Origin of the sequence: Rahnella aquatilis CIP 78.65 = ATCC 33071, assembly GCF_000241955.1 — a bacterium.
In the GTDB taxonomy this organism is placed as follows: domain Bacteria; phylum Pseudomonadota; class Gammaproteobacteria; order Enterobacterales; family Enterobacteriaceae; genus Rahnella; species Rahnella aquatilis.
In genome coordinates this window covers 4,341,355-4,360,381 of sequence record NC_016818.1, presented here as the reverse complement: position 1 = coordinate 4,360,381, position 19,027 = coordinate 4,341,355, and the positions used below count along the sequence as shown (strand labels likewise).

Below are 19,027 nucleotides of genomic sequence, written 5' to 3'. Positions count from 1 at the left end.
GATGAATAAAGTGAGCTTCGATTTTAATCACATCCCGGATTTACCCGCATTCTACCGCGAGTTTGTCCGTCAGTTTAAACTGAGCGACAGCTTTGGCGCGAATCTGGACGCACTCTGGGATGAGGTAACGGGCGGGATAGCACTGCCGGTTGAGATAGATTTCATTAATCTGAATACCAGCCGTAAACGTCGTTTCGGTGCACTGATTCTGTTGTTTGAAGAAGCGGAAGAAGAGCTGGAAGGCGAGCTGCGGCTGAATCAGCTGGAGAAACCTGCGGTAAAAGCCAAAAGCTAAAAAGAAAAAACCCGCCATTTTCTGTTAAGTAAAAAGGCGGGTTTTTGTTTTTTTAGTCCTGACCTTCAGCCAGTTCGCGCAGATACTGGAAAATCTGGCGGTAAGATTTCGGCGGCTTGTTAGCGGCTTTCTCTTTCTGTGCGTTACGGATCAGCGCGCGCAATTGCTGGCGGTCAGCTTCCGGATATAACTCCAGTACCGGCGGGATCGCATCATCACCTTCTTCGACCAGACGGTCACGCAGCATTTCCAGTTTATGGAACAGCGAAACCTGCTGGTTATGGCGGTTTTTCAGCTTATCCAGCGCGGTCTGGATCGGTTCGACATCGCGGGAACGCAGCATTTTACCGATCAGCTGTAACTGACGGCGGCGGCCTTCTTTCTTGATCTTCTGCGCTAAGTCGATCGCTGCGCGCAGATCGTCGTCCAGTGGCAGTTTGTCCAGCGAGTTTTTACCCAGCTCAACCATTTCTGCACCGAGATCTTTCAGCGCCTCGGCGTCACGTTTGATTTCACTTTTACTGACCCAGATGATTTCATCATCGTCGTCGTTCTCGTTAGTGTCGGGAACGTCGTCGTGCCAGTCGTCAATTTTCTTTGTCATGGGCGCTTCCTCTTAACGAGGTAATCCTGTCAGTTTGATTGTGCTTTATTGCTTCGGCGGCATTATGCAGGGTTATGCCGCATACATCCATGTTCTGTTGCAACTTTGGGCATAACAACGCCGGAGTGAATGCGAAATTATGGTGAGTCTCTGTTAGACTCAAAGGTATTAGTTTCTGAATACCTGTGTAGAACAAACCCTTAATCTCATAAGCGATGGCATGCCGATGAACGTAGTGAATCAAGTTGCGCAGCAGCGTAAAACCCTGGAACAGGCCGTATCTCAGGCGCTGGAACTGGCGAAAGCGGGTTCAGATGCCGCGGAAGTCGCGGTCAGCAAAACCACCGGTATCGGCGTCAGTACCCGTTTTGGCGAAGTCGAAAACGTGGAATTCAACAGCGACGGCGCGCTGGGTATTACCGTTTATTATCAGAACCGTAAAGGCAGCGCGTCTTCTACCGATTTAAGCCCGGACGCTATCTCCCGCACCGTGCAGGCGGCGCTGGATATCGCCCGTTACACCTCGCCGGATCCGTTTGCGGGTGTGGCAGACAAAGAGATGCTGGCGTTTGACGCGCCGGATCTGGATTTATTCCATCCGGAAGAGCTGGATCCTGATCGCAGTATTGAACTGGCCGCCCGTGCTGAACAGGCGGCGTTGCAGGCGGATAAACGTATTACCAATACCGAAGGCGGCAGTTTCAACAGCCATTACGGTATCCGTGTTTTCGGCAACAGCCATGGCATGTTGCAGAGCTATTGCTCAACACGCCATTCCATTTCTGCATCAGTCATTGCTGAGCACGAAGGCGACATGGAGCGCGACTATGCGTATTCCATCGCCCGCAAAATGAGTGATCTGAAAGACCCTGAATGGGTCGGCGCAGAGTGCGCCCGCCGTACTTTGTCACGTCTGGCTCCGCGAAAATTACCCACCATGCAGGCACCGGTATTGTTTGCTTCCGAAGTGGCGACCGGTCTGTTCGGGCATCTGGTGGGCGCGATCAGCGGCGGCAGCATTTACCGTAAGTCATCTTTCCTGCTCGACAGCCTCGGCAAGCAAATTCTGCCGGACTGGCTGACCATTGAAGAACATCCGCACCTGCTGCAGGGACTGGCTTCTACGCCATTCGACAGCGAAGGTGTGCGCACCGAGCGTCGTGATATCGTCAAAGACGGCGTGCTGCAAAACTGGCTGATGACCTGTTATTCCGCCCGTAAACTCGGCCTGCAAACCACCGGGCACGCGGGCGGCATCCACAACTGGCGCATTGCCGGTCAGGGTGATGATTTCGCCGGAATGCTGCGTAAACTCGACAAAGGCCTGGTCGTCACCGAACTGATGGGGCAGGGCGTCAGCGGCGTCACCGGCGATTACTCCCGTGGCGCGGCCGGTTTCTGGGTCGAGAATGGCGAAATTCAGTATCCGGTAAGCGAAATCACCATTGCCGGTAATCTGAAAGACATGTGGCGCAATATGGTGGCCATTGGCAGCGATATCGAAACCCGCAGCAATATCCAGTGCGGTTCCGTACTGTTACCGGCAATGAAAATCGCTGGCGAATAATCTTCCTTAAAGCAGTGGTCGCCCGATCGCTGCTTTAATTCTTTACAAAAAATTCATGCCGTTTTCCTCTCTCTCAGCCTATTTTTATAAAGCCTTACAAGCAATGTCGTTTTATCTAATAAACAAATAACAATAGAGAGAAAGATCATGCGTAAACAACTGATGGCGTTAGCGGTGATAGCCATGCTGGGCAGCAGCACGGCAGCACTGGCGGCGGATTTAGAAACGGACATGGACACCATTGCTGATAACTACGGCAAAGTATTGAAAACCAACGATCAGACTGAGCTGACCACGGGGCTGGCAAACATGAAAGCGGCTGCCGAAGACGCGAAAAAAGCCACGCCACCGAAACTCAAAGGTAAAGCGCCTGACAGCCCTGAAATGCAGGATTTCCACAAAGGGCTGGATACGCTGATCGGGCAGATTGATAAGGCGTCAGAACTGGCGAAAGCCGGAAAGATTGATGAAGCGAAGAAAGAAGCTGAAGGGTTTAAGGCGACAAGGAATGAGAACCACAAGAAGTTTAAGTAAGCAGATGGCGGGTGTCTGAGAGGCATTCTCAATGCTGAAAGCGGTGAAAATTTCGGTTTTTCAAACGCGGTGATCACTCGGTCTTTCGCGCCGAAACCGACCAAAGAGGGCTAAGACGAGCCCTCTTTGGAATCTCCACGTCTTGAACTGCGCGCTCCGCTCGCTGGCTATGTTTCAGATACCACCGCGACAGGCTGGAAATCTTGCCGCTGCGCGGTGCCTTCCTTTCGGGATTGCAGCCTAAGGTCTGCAACCTCTCACTCAGCAAGATTTCTGAATCGCCCGTGGGATCTTAAATTCAAAACCGGTTTGTTATGTCAGATACCGGCTTGGCCAGATCACTTCTGCTTTCACCCCGATGGCTTCTGCTATCAAACGTTCACCTTTCGGCCATTTACGGGTTAATGCATTTGATAGTGTTGAAGAGCTTAAGCCTGCATGCCGCGAAACGGCTGCCATGGTTGTACCCTTCTTTTTAATTGCCGCGATGATGTCAGCCTGATGCCAATCCTTTTTCATACGCTTACCTCGCAAGGGGCGTTCAGAGACCAGCGCAACTTTTCAATTCGTTCCCATAAGATAAACGCGAGGATATCTTTGATCTTCTCATCATGCAGCGTCAGTAATGCGAAGTTCAGCGCGATGCACTGATCACAAAGTTCATCTGACTCCAGTTCGGCGAAATCAAATAAATCGTCGTTGGCGGGTTTGTTCAAATCCTTCCAATTTTCTGGAACAGGCTGCAATAAAGCGCGCTCCAGACTTGCGAGTTGATTTTTCATAATCAGGGAAAGCCGAAACTGAGAATCTTTATTCTTCGGATTCACCAATGCATTCGCCAGCAGACGGCAACTGTCTGTCAGCAAATATGAATCAGGGATAACGTTGGCATTGTGGCAGGTAGTCATTTTGCAAGCCTTCTTGAAGTAATAGTCATTACTTGAAGATTACGGGGTGCGAAACCCGGTTGCGGATTTTGCCGCAACAACAAAATGATAGTGGAAATATCCCGGTCATTTAAATGGGCAAATGCCATTGTTGAGATACTGCTTCCAGAGAGTTTCGAGATTTGCAAAGCGTTGCATTTCCCTGAGCCGAATCAGAAAAAACAGAGAAATTTTGAATTTAAAATGCCACGGGCGATTCATAAACGCATTTGAATTTAAGAAGTTGCGGGCGATTCAGAAATCTTGCTGAACGGAGCGGCTTCGAGACCTATGGCTCGAAGACCGAGAGAAGGCACCGCAAAGCGGCAAGATTTCCAGCCTGTCGCAGTGATACCTGAAACATAGCCGCCAGCGACAGCGCGCAGTAAAAAAGCGGAGGGAGATCCAAGAGGGAGAAAGCACTTCTCCCTCTTGGGCGGTTTCGGCGCTGCGCGTTAAGCGATCACCGCACGTGAGAAACCGAAATGTTCTCGGTCTTTAGTAAAGCAGTGCAGCGGCCTCTGCAAAAGAAAACCCTTAACGTCTCAACTCTCCCGCCGCCTCCGGCTGAAACAACAACTCCAGCACGGTAATGTCACTCTCAGCACCATTGGGCATTTCCCACGTAATGCTTTCGCCCACGCGCAGCCCCAGCAGCGCAGCCCCGAGCGGAGCCATCACCGATAATTGCTCGTTGCTGTCCTGCAATGCTGCCGGATACACCAGTGTGCGGATGTGTTCTTCGCCGTCTTTACCTTCTGTAAAGCGCACCTTGCTGTTCATCGTGACCACGTCGGCGGGGATTTGCTCAGGCGGCAAAATCTCTGCCCGATCTAACTCTTCGTTCAGTGCATCGGCGACCGGGCTGTTGGCAAAGGCCGGTTGTGCCAGCAGCGTATCCAGGCGTTCTGCGTCAAGTTCGTTGATGATCAGGGTCGGTTTACTCATAACATTCTCCGTGGTTCCTTTTGCATCACCCGCTTCATGCGGGTGGGGTGCCGGTCGGCAAAAAATAACACCCCCGCGGGTAAGCGCGGGGGTGTCGGTAATTTGCATGTGTTCTTTGATACTAGGCATTCTCAGGCGGAAATGAAAGCATTGTGTGGGAATTAATCCGCATTGCGAAAATTCCGATTACCAGTGTAATACGCTGCTACACCCTGCAATATTCAGTGATATGGCGGCTTAACTTTTCGTTTTGCGAATTGGATCTGCTCAGCGCATCGTATTTCCACTTCGAACTGGAAAAAGACCCACTACACAGGAAATCTACGCGGGGTTAGGGTAAAGACAGAAGAAATAAACGGCTGAAAATAGTGAGTCAGACAAGGAGAGAGGTAACCGCGAGTGAATAACGCAAGCGCATCTGTGAAAGGAACCGGGCGGATTGAATTGAAAGATGCCGCGGTGATAACAGAGCAAGTATTAAAAGATATTCAGACGATGCAACGCGCCAGGAATATCTACACCACAGATGTTCAGTTACAGATGTTAACGTCACACGTTAAAGCCATGGTATTACGCTCAATGACCGGCGAGCCGTTGCCTGAAGTCGAAAAAGATTTATTTGATGAAATTTCTGCCGAGTCGATGCAAATGGCAGAAGAGGTAGTCAGCTGGTTCGGGAATTTACCGATTGAGGAAGCGTATTTGCTCTCGGTGCATTTTGAAGTCGCAAGAGACAACGAACCGAAATAAATTTTTAGAATTTAATTAATCTGGAGGTGTGAATTATGGGACAAGTATTAGTTGTGATTGGCGACCGTTTAGGCAAAGGCCAGAAAGTGGCAGCAGGCGTGGAAGCGGCTGGCGGCAAAGCCATTGTTGTCCCTGGCATGGCAGCAGATATGAAACTCGGCGACGTGATGAAAGCAGAGGGTGCCAGCTTAGGTATTTCCTTCTGCGGCAGTGGCGGCGCAGGTGCGATTACCGCACAAAACAAATACGGATATAAAGCCAAATACGGGATGCGTTCAGTGGATGAAGGTATCACGGCAATTAACGAAGGCTGCCTGGTATTAGGGTTCGGATTTATGGATAAAGAAGAACTGGGTCAGCGTCTGGTTGAAGCTTATAACAAGAAGTATGGTCAGGCGTAATGAAGCAACAATTAACCACGACAGTCCGGGTTGAAGGAAAGGGCGAAAATAAGGCTGCCGCCTTTTCTTCCGCACTGAGTCAGGTTCAGAGAACGGTTCTCCAATCGTCTGCTAATAATGTCTTGCTGCGCATTGAACCGCAGGACGTCAAGGTAATAAAGGCAGAGGAGTCGGTTAAAAGAGAAAAGTTTCTGTTCTTTTTTCTGGCCAGGGAAAGAAAGAGTTATTACGTGGCGTTAGACATTACCGTCAACCTGACTGTTATTAATACGGAACAGGTAGTTTTTGTCACGAAATAAAAACGTTAGCTATAAATGACAAGGATATACTGATGTTTTTAATTATTTTATTTAAGTCGCTTATTATCGGCGGGCTGGTTGGCGTGGGCGTAGGTGCGGGTGCCGCACGTATGTTCCATGCGCCTACCGTGCAAGGAATGGGGGCTTTTCGTACGCTCGGGGAATTAAACTCCTGTGAAGGCGATCCGGCTTCGCATTTCTCATTCGGTCTGGGTTTCTTCTTCAACGCCTGGGCTTCTTCCGTGGCGGCAGGTTCTTTCACGCAGGACGTTGACCACCGCATCATTCCTCACTGGGCCACCGCTGCCCTGATGTTCAAAAACCGCAATGTGGCTGAAACCCTGCACGACCCGCGCAAGATGGCGATTGCGGGCGGCATCATCGGCATGATTGTGGTCGCCTTCCTCAACACCACCGCGTCTGCGGTCCCGGCGGCATTGCAGGTCACGGCCATTAAAGTGCTGGTGCCTGCGGCTAACCTGCTGGTGAACACCGTGATGCCGGTAATTTTCTGGCTGGCGGCGATCGATGCAGGACGTCGTTCCGGTTTCTGGGCCACCATTTTTGGCGGTCTGGCGCAGATGATCATGGGGAACGCCGTACCGGGTCTGGTACTGGGTATTCTGATTGGTAAAGGCGTCGAAGAGAGCGGCTGGAACCACGTCACCAAAGTGATGATGGCGGCGATTGTCGCGCTGTTTGTTCTCAGCGGTTTCTTCCGTGGTTTCGACGTCAAACTGTTGCAGTCATTCATGCTGGACGTTCCGACATGGCTGAACGGCATTCACAATTCACTCAGCGGTAAGTAAGGGAGCATGACAATGGAAGAACAAGCCAAACGTGGTTTCTGGTACGCCGAGTGGTCGTTCCCGATCTTTGTCGGACTGCTGTCCTCCGGTGTTTTTGCCGGAACACACATGTATTACCTGTACGGCATCGGTGCGTTTAACGAAGTGGCCTTTGTGTCGATGCTGCGTTCCGGCATGGATACCGGCGTGTACGGCGCAGTGGCGGCCTTCGGTGCCAGCTTCCTGTTTGCCCGCATCATTGAGGGTTCGCTGGTGGGGATCCTCGATATCGGTGGCGCGATCCAAACCGGTATCGGTCTGGGGGTACCGGCCATGCTGCTCGGCGCGGGGATTATCTTCCCGGTGGCGAACTTTGCCGCCTCGCTGGTGACCGGCCTGATCTTCGGGTTAGCCGTCGGTTACATCATCATTCTGGCGCGTAAATTCACCATCAATCAGAGCAACTCCACCTACGGCGCTGACGTGATGATGGGCGCGGGTAATGCCTCCGGTCGCTTCCTCGGGCCGCTGATTATTCTCTCTGCAATGGCCGCATCGATTCCTATCGGTCTGGGCTCACTGATTGGCGCGCTGGCTTTTTATCTGTGGCAGAAGCCGATTACCGGGGGTGCCATTCTCGGTGCGATGGTGCTGGGCGCCCTCTTCCCGGTTTCACTGTAAGAAGCAGTACATAAGCAGTAAATGGGTGTCAGGAACACTCCTGACACCCGAGATTATGGAGAACGTCGTATGTATGACTTACTCATCCGCCAGGCATTACGCGCAGACGGCAGCCTGACGGATATTGCAATTCACGACGGCAAATTCGCCGCCATTGGCACGCTGGCTTCCGATGCCACCGCCCGCCGGACTCTCGATCTTCAGGGCAAGGTTTACGCCAGCGCGGGCTGGATCGACGCCCATGTTCACTGTTACCCAAAATCGCCGATTTATCATGACGAAGCCGATCTGATTGGTGTCGCCTGCGGTGTTACCACCGTGGCGGATGCCGGCAGCACCGGTGCCAATGACGTTGACGATTTTTATCAGATCACCCGTGAGGCGAAAACCAACGTCTACGCGTTTCTGAATATCGCCCGCACCGGCATTGTCACGCAGAACGAACTGGCGGATATGACGCAGATCGATAAGGTCGGCGTGCGAGACGCCATCGCGCGAAATCCCGGTTTTATTATTGGTATCAAAGCCCGTATGAGCAGCAGCGTGGTCGGCCAGAATGGCATCAAACCGCTGGTGCGCGCTAAAGAAATTCAGCAGGAAAACAACAATCTGCCGCTGATGGTGCATATCGGCAATAACCCGCCGGATCTGGATGAAATCGCGGATTTACTGACTTCCGGCGACATTATTACTCACTGTTATAACGGCAAGCCGAACCGCATTCTCTCGCCACAAGGTGTGCTGCGCGATTCCGTTAAGCGTGCGCTGAGTCGTGGCGTGCGGCTGGATGTCGGTCACGGCACCGCGAGTTTCAGCTTCGACGTTGCGGGACTGGCGATTAAACAGGGCATTTTGCCGCACACCATCAGCTCCGATATTTACTGCCGCAATCGCCTGAACGGGCCGGTTCACAGCCTGGCGACCGTGATGTCGAAGTTCTTTAGTGTCGGCATGACCTTGCCGCAGGTGATTGACTGCGTTACCTCGCACGCCGCCGATACGCTGCGTCTGCCTGCCAAAGGGCGTCTGGACGTGGGTGCAGACGCTGACCTGACGCTGTTTGAACGCCGTCAGACGCCGCAGGTGTTTATCGATTCCGAAGGAAAGTCCGCGAAGGGCGAAAGTTTGCTGGTGCCTCTGGCCGCCGTGGTCGCGGGCGTCATCCTGTTAACCGAAGAAGGGAAATCTGCTCATGTCTTCTGAACCATCTTTGTATGAAAAATATGATTTAAAACAGGTCATTAACGCATCAGGTCGTATGACGGCTTTGGGGGTTTCTACCCCGCGCGAGGAAGTGGCGGCGGTGGTGAATACCGGGCTGAACCATTACTTTGAGATGAAAGATCTGGTGAACAAAACCGGTGCTTACATCGCGAAATTGCTTAACGTCGAAAGCGCGGTGGTGGTCTCCTGCGCCTCGGCCGGGATCGCGCAATCTGTCGCGGCAGTGATCGTCAAAGATGACGCCTGGCTGCTGGAAAACCTGCACGCCGCGCCGCTGGAAATCCCGCACGACATCGTTTTGCCAAAAGGCCACAACGTGAATTACGGTGCGCCGGTCGCGACGATGGTGACGATGGGCGGCGGCAAGGTGGTGGAAGCCGGCTACGCCAATGAGTGTTCCGCCGCACAGCTCGCGGCCTGCATCACGCCGCGCACGGCGGCCATTCTGTACATCAAATCACATCACTCGGTGCAGAAAAGTATTTTGTCGGTGGCCGAAGCCGCAGAAGTGGCGCGTGCACATAACGTGCCGCTCATTGTTGATGCCGCCGCAGAAGAAGATCTGACCTGCTATTACGAAACGGGTGCGGATCTGGTGATTTACAGCGGTGCCAAAGCCATTGAAGGGCCGACCAGCGGTCTGGTGCTCGGCAAGAAACACTACGTCGAATGGGTGAAACTGCAATCCGGCGGCATTGGTCGTGCGATGAAAGTCGGCAAAGAAGGCATTCTCGGCCTGACGCAGGCGATTGAAAGCTACATTACCTTGCCGAAAACCACCGGGCAGGAAATGGTCGACAAGATGACGCCATTCATCGCCAGCCTGAATGAGATCAACGGCGTGACCGGTCGTGTGGTCTGGGACAGTGCAGGACGTGATATCGCCCGCACGGAAATTACTTTCGATGAAGCCGTGCTCGGCTGGAAAACCAAAGCCATTGTGGACGCCATGAAGAACGGCGATATCGCCATTTATTTCCGTGGCTACCGCGCCAACGAAGGCAAGATTGAAGTCGATGTGCGCAGCGTGACGCCGCCGCAGCTCGTCATCGTCGCACAGCGTTTTAAACACCTTTTCAGCGGAGACAAAGCATGAAGCTGACCCCGAATTTCTACCGTGACCGCGTGTGCCTGAACGTGCTGGCCGGTTCTAAAGGCAATGCCCGTGAGATTTACGACGCCGCAGAGGGCCACGTGCTGGTCGGTGTGCTGTCAAAAAATTACGCGGATGTGACCAGCGCGGTAGCGGATATGAAGGAATATGCGGCGCTGATTGAAAACGCCTTGTCCGTCGGGTTAGGCGCAGGCGATCCGCGTCAGTCGCTGATGGTCAGCCAGATTTCTGCACAGGTTCAGCCGCAGCACGTTAATCAGGTGTTTACCGGCGTCGGCACCAGCCGTGCGCTGCTCGGGCAAAACGACAGCGTGGTCAACGGTCTGATTTCTCCGACCGGCAAAGCGGGCTTTGTGAAGATCAATACCGGGCCGCTGAGTTCTGCGGCCAGCGATGCCATTGTGCCGGTGGAAACGGCGATTGCGCTGCTGAAAGACATGGGCGGCAGCTCGGTGAAATATTTCCCGATGGGCGGCCTGAAAACCCGTGACGAATTCGCCGCCGTGGCCCGTGCCTGTGCGGAGCAGGATTTCTGGCTGGAGCCGACCGGCGGTATCGATCTGGAAAACTTTGAGCCGATTATGGAAATCGCACTGGCGGCGGGTGTCACCAAAATCATCCCGCATATCTACAGTTCGATCATCGACAGCGCGTCGGGCAACACCCGTCCTGACGATGTGAGAACGCTGCTGTCCAGCGTTAAAAAGCTGGTGGGCTGAAAGTTCTGACCTTTCCTGCATCGCACGCCGTCCGGGCACACTGATGTTGTTACCGGATGGCAAATATATTTACGCAACGAATCAATGAAGCGATAACATCTCCTGATTCAAGGTATCTGCTGAAACCGGCAAACTGACGTTCATCGATGACGCTGAGGCGATCGGCAGTTCGTCGCAAAGGGCGATTGCGCCGTAGCCGGAATAATATGGAAGAACAATGGTGAGATTTCCTAATCAACGTCTGGCGCAACTGTTTGATGCGCTGCAAACCGAAACGCTGCCTCAGGATGAACTGGCTAAACGTCTGTCGGTGTCGACGCGGACGGTGCGTGCGGATATCACTGCGCTTAATGAAATCATCGCAGGCTATGGCGCGACCTTCGTACACAGTCGTGGCAGCGGGTATCAGCTGCGGATTGACGATCAAACGCTTTTCTCAACGCTACAGCAATCGACGCAACGAAAACCGAATCCGACGCCGCGTACGGCCGCAGAACGGGTGAAGACGTTGCTGATCCGCTTTTTGACCTCAGCTTTTTCATTCAAGCTGGAAGATCTGGCCGATGAATGGTTTGTCAGCCGGGGAACCCTGCAAAATGATATGGCTGAGGTGAGGGAGCATCTGGCCCGCTATCACCTGAATATCGAAACCAAGCCGCGCTACGGCATGAAGCTGTTTGGCGCGGAGCTGGCAATCCGTGCCTGCCTGACCGACTTATTGTTCCAGCTCGATGCCGAAGAACAGACCAATCCACTGCTGAAGGCGGAAAGCTTGGAACCGGAAGCGCTGGTGCCGCTGACGCGCTTTATGCATCAGTTGCTGACGCAGTCTTCTATTCAACTGACCGATGAAGGCGAGCAGTATCTGATTCTCTATTGCGCGGTGGCTATTAAGCGTATTACCGGTGGTTATCCGTTAACGGATTTTGAGGCCGAAGACGGCGACCCGGCGGTGAAACAGGTTTCTGTGAGGCTGGCGGCGGAGCTGAAAAGTCTGGTAGGCAAGGAAATTCCGGCCTCTGAAGAAGCTTATCTGCGGGTCAATATCGCCGCGCGTCGCGTACAGCAAATCCTGCCGACGGACATTAACGCGGATGATGACGAATCGCTGGTCGATTACATCCTTTCGTATATCAACTCGCATTATAACTATGATTTACAAGGCGATAAGCAGCTGCGCGCTGATCTGCTGACGCACATCAAGACCATGATTACGCGGGTGAAATATCAGATTAATATCCCCAATCCGCTGCTGAATAACATCAAACAGCATTATCCGATGGCGTATGACGTCACGCTGGCGGCGGTGTCGAGCTGGGGGAAGTACACGCCGTATACGCTCAGCGAAAACGAAATTGGTTTTCTGGTGTTGCATATCGGCGTAGGACTGGAGCGGCATTACAACATCGGCTACCAGCGGCATCCGCAGGTGATGCTGGTATGCGACACCGGCAATTCGACCATCCGCATGATTCAGGCGCAGATTAACCGCAAGTATCCGCAACTGGTGATGAAACAGATTGTGACGTTGCGTGATTATGAGCAACTGGAATACATCGACGAAGATTTTATTATCTCCAACGCCCGCATCAGCGAGAAGAATAAACCGGTGGTGGTGCTGTCGCCGTTCCCGACGGAATACCAGATGGAGCAGCTCGGCAAACTGGTGCTGGTCGACCGCACACGACCTTATATGCTGGAAAAATTCTTCGACGAAAAACACTTCATGATCATCAATGAACCGATGACGCAGGCGGAATTATTCCGCCATGTGTGCTCGCAACTGGAGGCTGAAGGCTATGTCGATCAGGCGTTTTATCCGTCGGTGGTGGAACGCGAAGAGATAGTCTCGACCATGCTGGGCGAAGGCATTGCGCTGCCGCACTCGCTGGGGCTGCTGGCGAAGAAAACTGTGGTGATAACATTGCTCTCGCCGCAGGGCATTGCCTGGGGAGAAGGTGAGACCGCGCACGTGATTTTCCTGCTGGCAATCAGCAAAGCAGATTATGAAGAGGCGATGGCGATTTATGATTTGTTCGTGACGTTTGTGCGGGAACGCTCAATGAGCCGTTTGCTGAGCAGTGAGAATTTTGAAAGCTTCAAGGCCATTGCAATCGACTGTTTAAGCCGCATTTAATACGGCTCAAATAGTGCGTTAATTATCAGTCCTCATCAAAACCTGAATTAATCAGATTTACGACGGCGGTGAGTGCCTGTTCTTCATCGGGGCCGGTGGCTTCGATTTCGATTTTCTGACCTTTGGGAGAGTCGAGCATCAGCAGCGCGATGACACTGCTGGCTTCCGCTTCAATGCCCGTGTCGTTGCGCAGCATCACTTCTGATTCAAAGCTCTGCACCAGTTCAAATAACTTCATCGCCGGGCGGGCATGCATACCTAACCGGTTTTTGATTTCTACCGTTTGTTTCACCGTCATGATTTGCGTTTTTCCAGCGTGCGATGGCGGGATTGCACATTTTTCCCGCGGGAACGGAAATAGTCGGCCAGTTGCTCTGCGATATACACCGAACGGTGTTTACCGCCGGTACAGCCAATGGCGACGGTCAGATAGCTGCGATTGTTCGTTTCCAGCATCGGCAGCCATTGTTCGAGGTAGCTGCGGGTCTGGTAAATAAAGTTGTGCACTTCAGTATGACGGTCAAGGAACGCCGCCACCGGCTTATCCAGGCCGGTCATCGGACGCAGTTTCGGATCCCAGTGCGGGTTCGGCAGGAAACGCACGTCGAAGACGTAATCCGCATCAATCGGAATGCCGTGTTTGAAGCCGAAGGATTCGAATACCATGGTCAGTTCGCGCTCGCGTTTACCCAGCAGACGGGTACGCAGCATTTCAGCCAGTTCATGAACGGACATTTCGGAGGTGTCGATAATCAGATCCGCAGACGAACGCAGCGGCTCGAGCAGATCGGCTTCTTCATCAATGGCACTTTCGAGGGACAGATTTTTGCTGGAAAGCGGGTGCAGACGACGGGTGTCGCTGTAGCGGCGGATCAGAGTATTGCGGTCGGCATCAAGGAATAACAGCTGCGGTGAGAAACTCTCCGGCAGTTGTGACATCGCATACTCATAAACTTCCGGTGTTTCCGGCATGTTACGGACGTCAATGCTGACGGCCGCTGAGGTATTACGTTCAACAAGGGTCTGGGCAAGCTGCGGCAATAACACTACCGGCAGATTGTCCACACAGTAAAAACCCATGTCTTCCAATGCCCGTAGGGCAACCGACTTCCCGGAACCGGAACGGCCGCTGACAATCATCAGCACCATGGTGTCACTCCCCTGGCAGAATTCATTTTCCCGGCACCGTACCGGGAATCAGCAATTTATTCGTTTTCAGTCATTATCTGGAACAGTTCTTCGTCGCTTTGTGCACCACGCAGACGGCGACAGACTGTTTTATCAGCTAATTTCTTAGCGACCAAAGATAATGTATGTAAATGGGTTTTACATTGATCTGCCGGTACCAGCAAGGCAAAAAGTAAATCTACCGGCTGATTATCGATGGCGTCAAAAGCAATCGGCTGTTCAAGCTGAATGAACACGCCGACGGCACGTAAAGTGTCTTCTTCCAATTTACCGTGCGGGATGGCGATCCCGGCACCGATCCCGGTGCTCCCCATGCGTTCACGGGTCAAAATGGCATCGAAAATCACCTGCGGCGACAAGTTTAATTGTTTGGCGGCCAGCTCACTGATGATTTCCAGAGCGCGTTTTTTGCTGGCGCAATGAACGCCGCTTTTGGTGCATTCGGCATTAAGCACCGACGTTAATTGCATTGCAGTATCGTTAATCATGTCATCTTTCACTTTTGCGCTGTTTCACCCTTAAAGCTATATCGGCTCGTTTCCCGAAGGTCACAAGCCGATGCCCGAAGGTTTGTAGCACAGGGTTGGCTACATGAATGTCAGTGCTGTTTCAGTTTGTCTTTATGTTTATTCAGCTGTCGGGCCAGTTTATCAACCAGTCCGTCAATCGCTGCGTACATATCCTGATGTTCCGAGGTGGCATGTAATTCGCCTCCGTTCACATGCAAAGTGGCTTCCGCTACTTTCTGCACCTTTTCCACGCTCAACACCACATACACCTGATTAATCCTGTCGAAATACTGCTCAAGCTTAGCCAGCTTCGATGTGATGAATTCTCTCAGGGGATCCGTGATCTCAATGTGATGTCCGGTAATGTTGAGCTGCATAATGTCTTCCTTCTCTGTTGAGGTCAAACTAACTGTTTACGTTGGTTTGAGGGCGGGATGGACAAAGACTCTCGGTATTTGGCGACAGTCCGGCGTGCAACCATAATTCCCTGATCGGAAAGCAGGGTTGCTAACTTGCTGTCGCTGAGCGGTTTTACAGGATTCTCCGCTGCGATTAATTTCTTCACCAGCGCCCGGATCGCGGTTGACGATGCCTCGCCGCCGCTGTCTGTACTGACATGGCTGGAGAAGAAATACTTCAGTTCGAAAATACCACGCGGGCTGTGCAGGAACTTCTGCGTCGTCACACGTGAAATCGTCGATTCATGCATCTCCACAGCGCTGGCAATATCGGCCAACACCATAGGTTTCATAAATTCTTCACCCAGCTCAAAGAACGCCTGCTGCTGCTCAACGATGCAGCGCGTCACTTTCAACAGCGTGTCGTTACGGCTTTCCAGACTTTTGATTAACCATTTGGCTTCCTGCAGATTGCTGCGGATAAATTGCCCGTCACTGTCGCTGCGTGCGGAATTCCCCATCGCGGCGTACTGCTGGTTAATCTTCAGACGCGGAATGCTGTCGGAATTGAGTTCTACCGTCCAGACCCCTGACACTTTACGCACCAGCACATCCGGGATCACGTATTCGGATTCGCCGGTATTGATCGACTGGCCCGGACGCGGATCAAGAGACTGGATCAGGAGCATCGCTCCTTTGAGTGTATCTTCTTTTAAGCGGGTTGATCGCATAAGTGCGCGGAAATCATGGTTCGCCAGCAAATCGAGATGTTCGCTGATGATAAGACGGGCTTCGGTGATGAAAGGCGTGTCAGTCGCATATTGGGAAAGCTGGATCAGCAGGCAATCGCGCAGGTCACGCGCGGCCACACCTACGGGATCAAAACGCTGAACGCGCTTAAGCACGGCTTCGACTTCGTCCATGGTGACGTTTTCATCACCGACGCTTTCGAGAATGTCGTCAAGGGAGACGGTCAGGTAACCGGTATCATCCACCGCATCGACAATCGAGGTGGCAATGGCGGCATCGGTCTCAGAAAACGGCGTCAGCTCGACCTGCCACATCAGGTAATCCTGAAGTGTCTGGGTCGTTTCACCCTGATAAATGGGCAGTTCGTCGTCGCTGTAATCGTTACCGGTTCCGGACGGTGTGCCTGCGGTGTAAATTTCATCCCAGGTCGCATCGAGTGGCAATTCCTCCGGCATATCTTTTTGCTCGAGGGCTTCCCGGGTATCTAACCCCTCGCTGTCGGTGGCTTCTACCGCGTCGATTTCTTCATGAAGGTCGGTTTGTTCCAACAGAGGGTTGCTCTCCAGCGCGAGTTGGATCTCCTGCTGGAGCTCAAGCGTGGACAGTTGCAACAAGCGGATAGCCTGTTGTAGCTGGGGAGTCATTGCCAGTTGTTGGCTGAGTCTGAGTTGCAAACCTTGCTTCATATCTTGGCTTAATTCCGTTGATGAGTGAAAACGGCAACACTTCTGTCAGAGACGGCCTGTTTCAGTGTAAGTTGAAACAGGCACGGTTCCGGCGGCACAGATCACAGACGGAATTCTTCACCAAGATAAACACGTTTAACTTGTTCATCAGCAAGAATGTCGGCTGGCGTGCCGTGGGCGATCAATTTCCCCTGACTGACGATATACGCGCGTTCACAAACATCGAGAGTTTCGCGAACGTTATGGTCAGTGATCAGTACGCCGAGGCCGCTGTCACGTAAATGCTCAATGATTTTTTTGATGTCGATAACGGAAATCGGGTCAACCCCGGCGAACGGTTCATCCAGCAGGATGAATTTAGGGTTTGCTGCCAGCGCACGGGCAATCTCCACACGACGGCGTTCACCACCGGACAGTGACTGCCCGAGGTTATCGCGCAAATGAGAAATATGGAACTCTTCCATTAATTCATTCGCGCGGTCATTACGCTGGTCTTTGGTCAGATCATCACGGATCTGCAGCACCGCCATCAGGTTATCAAATACGCTGAGACGACGGAAAATAGAGGCTTCCTGTGGAAGATAGCCAATGCCGCGACGGGCGCGGGTATGCAGTGGCAGCAGGCTGATGTCTTCATCATCAACAATAATGCGGCCCGCATCGCGCTGGACGATCCCCACGACCATGTAAAAGGTGGTGGTTTTACCCGCACCGTTTGGTCCTAATAACCCGACGATTTCACCCGAGTTGACCATCAGGCTGACATCTTCAACGACCTTACGGCCTTTGTATGCTTTTGCCAGATTCTCTGCGATTAATTTAGCCATAAAATATCAGTTACTCTTTTTGGTCGGCTGGCCGCCCGCTGCAGGCGTTTTTTGTTGCAACTGCGAAGGTACCAGAACGGTCGTCACACGGTTACCTTTATCACTAAAGGCTTCCATTTGCTGTTTCTGTACCAGATAGGTGATACGGTCGCCTTTCACATTGCTGTCCAGTTGCTCAAGGTAAGCGTTGCCGGTCAGCGTGACGAGGTCATTTTCCACTTCGTAGCGGACTTTCTGTGCGTGGCCTTTAACCGGCTTACCGTTATCCTGCATCTGGTAGAACGTCACCGGGTTGCCGTAACCTTCTACCACTTCTTTACCGGAAACGCCTTGCGGGCGGATGACGACAACTTTATCGGCTTTAACCTGAATCGTGCCCTGATTGACCACCACATTGCCGGTAAAGGTCGCGGTATTGGTGTTGACGTCGAGGGCCTGGTTTGCAGAGTCAATGGTGATCGGCTTCGTTGTGTCGTCTTTTAAGGCAAAAGCCGGAACGCTGACGGCTAACAATGAGCTGACGATCAGGAGATCACGGATTTTATTTTTTGCTTTGAATTTCATAAGAGGTCGTTACCTTTTCGATCAGCTCTGCTGTTTTATCACGCAGATTACCACGCATTTTCATGCCGTTAGATGTAAAACCTGTACCATAAAGCGTCACTTCATCGTCTGAGGCAACGTCCTGTGTCGTCAGGTTAACCCGTGCATTGTCCGTTTTGATTCTTTGCAGCTGTGATGTCTCAGGTGTCAGGCTGTCGGCCTGCACATGCCCATACAGATAGAGCATTTTATCCTGAGTCAGTTTCGCTTTATCAGAACGCAATACCCAGGTGGCTACTTTATTCTTGTCATACATGGTCGCGACCGGATTGGTAAACCATGACACCTGATCAGCGGTGTAATATTTTACCTGATCTGAAACCAGTTTATACGTCAGGCTGCCCATCGGGTCATACACCATCGTAACAGTGTGGGAAGTCTGGTAAGTCGGATCCTGATCGTTGACCGCCTGCGGAGCATCATCGCTGTTGTCAGATAATGACCAGCCAATCAGTACCAGAACGATGGCGGTCAGCGCCAGAATAACCCAAAGTTTTGCTTTACTCATATCGACAGCCCTTTGGCGTCCTCCAGCTTACCCTGCGCCAGCAGAATCAAATCACACAGTTCGCGGACTGCACCACGTCCACCCGCGATACGGGTAACATAATGCGCTTTGGGTAACAGAACAGGATGTGCATCCTGAACCGCCACAGAGAGACCCACTTCGGCCATCACCGGCCAGTCAATCAGGTCATCACCAATGTATGCCACTTCTTCGGCCCGCAGAGACAGTGTATCTAACAGTTCGCGGAAGGCCAAAAGCTTATCCGATTGCCCCTGATACAAGTGGCGTATGCCCAGGGTTTTAGCGCGATCTTCCAGTAATTTCGCATTGCGGCCTGTAATAATCGCGACTTCAATGTCAGATGTCAGCAGACAGCGGATACCGTAACCGTCGCGAACGTTGAAACTTTTCAGCTCTTCTCCCTGATTTCCCATATAGATCAGGCCATCAGACATGACGCCGTCGACATCGCAAATCAGCAGGCGGATTGCTTTCGCCCGTTCAAGTACTTGCGTACTGACCGGACCGTAGCAGGTTTCCACCAGGGCTGCGCTATTACTCATTCAGGAAA

At 52.3% G+C, this 19,027-nt stretch carries 25 protein-coding genes; 12 read left to right on the top strand and 13 right to left on the bottom strand.

Annotated features, from left to right (window positions below; translation table 11 throughout):
• The first annotated feature begins 1 nt into the window (after nucleotide 1).
• A complete protein-coding gene (locus RAHAQ2_RS19730) occupies nucleotides 2-295 on the top strand; it encodes a barstar family protein (RefSeq protein WP_015698913.1) in 294 nt (97 codons plus the stop codon).
• Between the two features lie 52 nt (nucleotides 296-347).
• Here RAHAQ2_RS19730 and yjgA read toward each other — a convergent pair whose 3' ends face one another.
• Nucleotides 348-899: a ribosome biogenesis factor YjgA gene (yjgA, locus tag RAHAQ2_RS19725; RefSeq protein WP_015698912.1), complete on the bottom strand. Its 552-nt coding sequence runs from the start codon at nucleotides 897-899 to the stop codon at nucleotides 348-350.
• Nucleotides 900-1,125: 226 nt separating this feature from the next.
• Here yjgA and pmbA point away from each other — a divergent pair, with 226 nt between their 5' ends.
• Nucleotides 1,126-2,466 carry a metalloprotease PmbA gene (gene pmbA, locus RAHAQ2_RS19720; RefSeq protein ID WP_015698911.1) on the top strand — a complete coding sequence of 447 codons (1,341 nt, stop codon included), beginning with the start codon at nucleotides 1,126-1,128 and terminating at the stop codon, nucleotides 2,464-2,466.
• Nucleotides 2,467-2,613: 147 nt separating this feature from the next.
• Complete coding sequence (gene cybC, locus RAHAQ2_RS19715; RefSeq protein ID WP_015698910.1) at nucleotides 2,614-3,000, top strand: cytochrome b562; 387 nt, start codon at nucleotides 2,614-2,616, stop codon at nucleotides 2,998-3,000.
• Nucleotides 3,001-3,312: 312 nt separating this feature from the next.
• Here the strand turns inward: cybC and RAHAQ2_RS19710 are convergent, their stop codons facing one another.
• The 3 genes from RAHAQ2_RS19710 to rnk all read right to left on the bottom strand — a co-directional run bounded on the left by RAHAQ2_RS19710 (nucleotide 3,313) and on the right by rnk (nucleotide 4,874).
• The gene (locus RAHAQ2_RS19710; protein ID WP_015698909.1) at nucleotides 3,313-3,519 is read right to left on the bottom strand and encodes a helix-turn-helix domain-containing protein; all 207 of its coding nucleotides are present in this window, start codon (nucleotides 3,517-3,519) and stop codon (nucleotides 3,313-3,315) included.
• Nucleotides 3,516-3,866, bottom strand: a complete 351-nt coding sequence (locus tag RAHAQ2_RS24680; protein WP_238532045.1) for a hypothetical protein — start codon at nucleotides 3,864-3,866, stop codon at nucleotides 3,516-3,518. Before RAHAQ2_RS24680 ends, RAHAQ2_RS19710 begins: the two co-directional genes overlap by 4 nt.
• 597 nt (nucleotides 3,867-4,463) lie before the next feature.
• Nucleotides 4,464-4,874, bottom strand: coding sequence for a nucleoside diphosphate kinase regulator (gene rnk / locus RAHAQ2_RS19700; RefSeq protein ID WP_015698907.1), 411 nt, complete (start codon nucleotides 4,872-4,874; stop codon nucleotides 4,464-4,466).
• Between the two features lie 399 nt (nucleotides 4,875-5,273).
• Between rnk and RAHAQ2_RS19695 the strand changes: the two genes are divergently transcribed.
• The 9 genes from RAHAQ2_RS19695 (at nucleotide 5,274) to RAHAQ2_RS19655 (ending at nucleotide 12,987) form a co-directional block, all read left to right on the top strand.
• Nucleotides 5,274-5,624 (top strand): PRD domain-containing protein, encoded by a 351-nt coding sequence (locus RAHAQ2_RS19695; RefSeq protein ID WP_015698906.1) that lies wholly within the window; start codon nucleotides 5,274-5,276, stop codon nucleotides 5,622-5,624.
• A gap of 35 nt (nucleotides 5,625-5,659) precedes the next feature.
• Complete coding sequence (locus tag RAHAQ2_RS19690; RefSeq protein ID WP_015698905.1) at nucleotides 5,660-6,025, top strand: SFCGS family glycine-rich protein; 366 nt, start codon at nucleotides 5,660-5,662, stop codon at nucleotides 6,023-6,025.
• The gene (locus RAHAQ2_RS19685) at nucleotides 6,025-6,324 is read left to right on the top strand and encodes a DUF4312 family protein (RefSeq protein ID WP_013577269.1); all 300 of its coding nucleotides are present in this window, start codon (nucleotides 6,025-6,027) and stop codon (nucleotides 6,322-6,324) included. The genes RAHAQ2_RS19690 and RAHAQ2_RS19685 overlap by 1 nt, the downstream gene beginning before the upstream one ends.
• A gap of 32 nt (nucleotides 6,325-6,356) precedes the next feature.
• Complete coding sequence (locus RAHAQ2_RS19680) at nucleotides 6,357-7,133, top strand: DUF4311 domain-containing protein (protein ID WP_015698904.1); 777 nt, start codon at nucleotides 6,357-6,359, stop codon at nucleotides 7,131-7,133.
• A gap of 12 nt (nucleotides 7,134-7,145) precedes the next feature.
• The gene (locus RAHAQ2_RS19675) at nucleotides 7,146-7,793 is read left to right on the top strand and encodes a DUF4310 family protein (protein ID WP_015698903.1); all 648 of its coding nucleotides are present in this window, start codon (nucleotides 7,146-7,148) and stop codon (nucleotides 7,791-7,793) included.
• A gap of 69 nt (nucleotides 7,794-7,862) precedes the next feature.
• Nucleotides 7,863-8,996 carry an amidohydrolase/deacetylase family metallohydrolase gene (locus tag RAHAQ2_RS19670; RefSeq protein WP_015698902.1) on the top strand — a complete coding sequence of 378 codons (1,134 nt, stop codon included), beginning with the start codon at nucleotides 7,863-7,865 and terminating at the stop codon, nucleotides 8,994-8,996.
• The gene (locus RAHAQ2_RS19665) at nucleotides 8,986-10,113 is read left to right on the top strand and encodes a DgaE family pyridoxal phosphate-dependent ammonia lyase (protein WP_015698901.1); all 1,128 of its coding nucleotides are present in this window, start codon (nucleotides 8,986-8,988) and stop codon (nucleotides 10,111-10,113) included. The genes RAHAQ2_RS19670 and RAHAQ2_RS19665 overlap by 11 nt, the downstream gene beginning before the upstream one ends.
• The gene (gene dagF, locus RAHAQ2_RS19660; RefSeq protein WP_015698900.1) at nucleotides 10,110-10,850 is read left to right on the top strand and encodes a 2-dehydro-3-deoxy-phosphogluconate aldolase; all 741 of its coding nucleotides are present in this window, start codon (nucleotides 10,110-10,112) and stop codon (nucleotides 10,848-10,850) included. Before RAHAQ2_RS19665 ends, dagF begins: the two co-directional genes overlap by 4 nt.
• A gap of 217 nt (nucleotides 10,851-11,067) precedes the next feature.
• Complete coding sequence (locus RAHAQ2_RS19655) at nucleotides 11,068-12,987, top strand: BglG family transcription antiterminator (RefSeq protein ID WP_015698899.1); 1,920 nt, start codon at nucleotides 11,068-11,070, stop codon at nucleotides 12,985-12,987.
• Between the two features lie 25 nt (nucleotides 12,988-13,012).
• Here RAHAQ2_RS19655 and npr read toward each other — a convergent pair whose 3' ends face one another.
• The 9 genes from npr to kdsC form a co-directional block, all read right to left on the bottom strand.
• Nucleotides 13,013-13,285, bottom strand: a complete 273-nt coding sequence (npr, locus tag RAHAQ2_RS19650) for a PTS phosphocarrier protein NPr (RefSeq protein WP_013577262.1) — start codon at nucleotides 13,283-13,285, stop codon at nucleotides 13,013-13,015.
• The gene (gene rapZ, locus RAHAQ2_RS19645; RefSeq protein ID WP_013577261.1) at nucleotides 13,282-14,136 is read right to left on the bottom strand and encodes an RNase adapter RapZ; all 855 of its coding nucleotides are present in this window, start codon (nucleotides 14,134-14,136) and stop codon (nucleotides 13,282-13,284) included. Before rapZ ends, npr begins: the two co-directional genes overlap by 4 nt.
• A gap of 56 nt (nucleotides 14,137-14,192) precedes the next feature.
• Nucleotides 14,193-14,675 (bottom strand): PTS IIA-like nitrogen regulatory protein PtsN, encoded by a 483-nt coding sequence (ptsN, locus tag RAHAQ2_RS19640; protein ID WP_173362074.1) that lies wholly within the window; start codon nucleotides 14,673-14,675, stop codon nucleotides 14,193-14,195.
• Nucleotides 14,676-14,773: 98 nt separating this feature from the next.
• Nucleotides 14,774-15,061: a ribosome hibernation promoting factor gene (gene hpf, locus RAHAQ2_RS19635; protein WP_013577259.1), complete on the bottom strand. Its 288-nt coding sequence runs from the start codon at nucleotides 15,059-15,061 to the stop codon at nucleotides 14,774-14,776.
• Nucleotides 15,062-15,084: 23 nt separating this feature from the next.
• Nucleotides 15,085-16,518 carry an RNA polymerase factor sigma-54 gene (rpoN, locus tag RAHAQ2_RS19630; protein ID WP_015698898.1) on the bottom strand — a complete coding sequence of 478 codons (1,434 nt, stop codon included), beginning with the start codon at nucleotides 16,516-16,518 and terminating at the stop codon, nucleotides 15,085-15,087.
• A 101-nt stretch (nucleotides 16,519-16,619) separates the two neighbouring features.
• Complete coding sequence (lptB, locus tag RAHAQ2_RS19625; RefSeq protein ID WP_015698897.1) at nucleotides 16,620-17,345, bottom strand: LPS export ABC transporter ATP-binding protein; 726 nt, start codon at nucleotides 17,343-17,345, stop codon at nucleotides 16,620-16,622.
• A 6-nt stretch (nucleotides 17,346-17,351) separates the two neighbouring features.
• Nucleotides 17,352-17,909 (bottom strand): lipopolysaccharide ABC transporter substrate-binding protein LptA, encoded by a 558-nt coding sequence (lptA, locus tag RAHAQ2_RS19620; protein WP_015698896.1) that lies wholly within the window; start codon nucleotides 17,907-17,909, stop codon nucleotides 17,352-17,354.
• Entirely contained in the window at nucleotides 17,887-18,456 is a 570-nt protein-coding gene (lptC, locus tag RAHAQ2_RS19615) for an LPS export ABC transporter periplasmic protein LptC (RefSeq protein WP_015698895.1), read from the bottom strand. The genes lptA and lptC overlap by 23 nt, the downstream gene beginning before the upstream one ends.
• Nucleotides 18,453-19,019 carry a 3-deoxy-manno-octulosonate-8-phosphatase KdsC gene (gene kdsC, locus RAHAQ2_RS19610; RefSeq protein WP_015698894.1) on the bottom strand — a complete coding sequence of 189 codons (567 nt, stop codon included), beginning with the start codon at nucleotides 19,017-19,019 and terminating at the stop codon, nucleotides 18,453-18,455. Before kdsC ends, lptC begins: the two co-directional genes overlap by 4 nt.
• Between the last annotated feature and the right edge of the window lie 8 nt (nucleotides 19,020-19,027).